The 2477-nt window shown below is 42.0% G+C and carries 1 pseudogene; it reads right to left on the bottom strand.

Annotated features, from left to right (window positions below):
* Positions 1 to 2477, bottom strand: a pseudogene (locus ACFILO_RS09155) (hypothetical protein); the annotation flags it as partial.

Here is a 2477-nt window from a genome sequence, read left to right as displayed (position 1 = left end):
TCACCTGTTTTATCGTAATGAACAACAGCCGAGTCATCTGACTGAAGGCTGGTAGAAAGATCCTTCAAACCTTTATCTAATTGACCTTTGTTAACAGCGTCATTATTGTTCTTTGCTTCACCAACACCAGAAATTATCCGATCCGCACCGCTTTCATTTGCAATATTGATTTCTGTGCCACCTACTTTTGCACCAATAGTGAGACGACTCGTTGTCTTATCTTGCTGAACAAAGCTTTCGCTTTCTACTTTGGTAATCACATTATTAACCTGTTCAGTCAATTTATCCTGAACAGTCGTGAGAGCCGTATTAACACCCTCAAACGCATCCGCTACATTCCTGTAGCTTTGTTTATCTTCTGTGCCATCATCCCGAAAAGTTTTAACCTTAAAAGTAGGACCTTCTGAGTTTCCATTTCCAAAGTCAGCACCACCACCAAGATAATTAGCTAAATGGGTACCCAGTGTATACAGCTGTCCACCATTCACGGCTTCTTCTGAGTTTTGTGTTAAATCTCCACCTTCAAGATATTTAATTTTACCTGATCTTCTGTCTTCCCCCTCTACGTGCATAGCACTAAAGGCTTTATCAGTTTTGCTCCACAATAAGGCATCGCCTTGAAATTCTTTATTAATATCGTTTAATTTGTCATTAAAATTATTAACAACAGTATTCAGATGTTTGTTTACATTTATGAAGTTCGTATCAATTCCTGCAAAAGCAGAGCCTACATCGGGATAGTCTTTTGAAGCACCTTCTTTACCATCAGCATCGAAAGTTTTAAGCGTGAATTTTGGACCTGTCCATGCACCACTTTCATATTTAGCACCACCACCGAAATAAGATGCAACACTGCTCCCTAGGGTATGAAGCTGAGAACCACTTACAGCTTCGTCTGAATTTTCATTGATTGTCCCGCCAAGTAGACCGGAAAGTTTCCGCCCTCCATTATCCTTATTTAGAATACTGATTTCGGTACCACCAGTTCCCTTACCAATAGTGATAAGGCCCGTTCCTCCATCACGGAGACTGCGCGTCAAAGCCATCTCTGCTACTTGCTTAACAAGAATACTGTCTCTTACTTCATTAATTTCAGTATTTGTTGCCAAAAGTTGGGAACCATTGACCGCTTCGGTCGATTCTGCTGTGAGTGCGCCATTTTGAATGCCTGTTATCTTCTTACTACCAGCGTCAATACCACTCGTTGTTATTTTCGGTCCACCAGAAATCACTAAGCCCGTTGCGTCTAAGGTATTTCCTGAAACTTTTGCACTACTCAACGTAACATCTTTAGCAAGATCAAATTTTAGCTTATTGTCGTCTTTGCCCTTTGTAATACTTAGGTTGCTACTTCCAGCGGAAAAATCTACCGCGCTGTCCATGATAACGGTCTTATCATCCTTACCCCCAACAGATAGTTTCCAACCACCATTTCTTACGACACTTTCTAAGTCTTTTAACTGTACAACATTTACTGCATCAGTAAGTTCACTACCAGCTGCTACACCTGTAATCTGCCGCGTCATGCCCGTACTTTTATTACCAACACTAACGGCACCCTGCTTACTTTTCCATTGCGCTTCAGTGCTTTCTGTTGCCCCCTGCAGCGAAGAAGTATATCCTGAAACACCTGCAGCCCTATCAGCGATAGTATCACTTCCTATAGCAACACCACCTTGTACAGAAACTATAGAATTGACACCCATTGCGATACTGCTTGGACCCAAAGCGTGAGACATGGAACCTATAGCAATACTATACAGCGCCTCCTTTGTTGCAGATGCATTGTAACCAAGAGCAATCCCCTTTTCTGCATAATTCTTCGCGCCGTAACCAAGAGCCATTGCATAATCACCAGCTGCAAGCACTCTATTTTTTTCATCAACATTCTGTGTTTCAGATCCAGGAGTAGTTCCAACAGCACCGATTGCAATGCTAAAAACACCTTCCGTTTTTGCCCCCCGCCCCAAAACAACAGTACCATACGAGCCCTTAGGTGCCTCTGCCTTATAACCAATAACAGTACTCCAACCATCACCAGATTTTGCACCGTACCCGATAACAATAGCGCCGTATGTACCTCTCCCATCAACACTACCAACCACATCGTCACCAATAAAAACACCCCACTTGCTTTTTGTATAATTAATCCCACTACCCAAAATAACATTGTTATCTTGAGAACGTTGCATTCCTGCAGTTCCACCCCGCAAAAGGTCAGAAACATTAACAGGGGCTGCATTCTCATTATTCCCTGAAAACTGTTGGGTTGTAGAGCTATCACGAACAAGCGACCGTGGACTAATGAGAGACTTTTTATATTGCTCGTCTGTATCTAGAGTTCTTACCAATAAATTTTTGCTATCGTCCGCAAGAACATTTACGATAGAACTCTTATCGCTCTTACCAGAAAGGGTTTTGGTTAAAAAATTTGCGTAATCATCAGAATCATTCAAACCAGCAACAGAGAGAAGGCT

Origin of the sequence: Bartonella sp. AP72JLCBS, assembly GCF_042195705.1 — a bacterium.
In the GTDB taxonomy this organism is placed as follows: domain Bacteria; phylum Pseudomonadota; class Alphaproteobacteria; order Rhizobiales; family Rhizobiaceae; genus Bartonella.
This window is presented reverse-complemented; position numbering and strand designations above follow the sequence as displayed.